General features: G+C 74.1%; 1 protein-coding gene. It reads right to left on the bottom strand.

Annotation, left to right across the window (positions count from 1 at the left end):
* The coding region (locus tag J0695_RS40850) for a hypothetical protein (protein WP_206969855.1) at window positions 1-424 on the bottom strand (424 nt) is incomplete at both ends.

The raw sequence follows: 424 nt of genomic DNA, 5'->3' as shown, positions 1-424 counted from the left end.
CCCCGCCCGGCCTCGCGGCGCGGCCGGTGCGCCGCGATGCCGGGCGGGGCGGGGGCCAGGGGCACCAGGAGGTCCGTCGCGGCGGGCGTGGAGTCGGCGGGGCCGGCCTGGTGGTCTCCGTGCAGCCAGAGGGCCAGCATGTACAGCTCGGGTATGGAGAGCAGACGCGGCTGGTAGTGCGTCTTCATCGCCTCGGCCTGGCGCAGCGCGTGCTCCGTGGAGGCGATGTAGGGGCCCTCGAAGAAGTGGGAGAAGGTCCAGCCGTCTGCGGTGAGTGTCGTCTCCGCCGCGGCCACGGCACGGTCGCCGCTGCGGATGAGGAAACGCCATCCGGTGAGGCGGGTGCGGGGTGGCCTGCTGCCCGGCACGATCCGGTCCAGTACATGGACGGGCAGCGGGAGTTCGGGGGTCAGGGGACCTGGGG

This window comes from Streptomyces beijiangensis (assembly GCF_017315755.1).
Taxonomy (GTDB): Bacteria; Actinomycetota; Actinomycetes; order Streptomycetales; family Streptomycetaceae; genus Streptomyces; species Streptomyces beijiangensis.
This window is presented reverse-complemented; position numbering and strand designations above follow the sequence as displayed.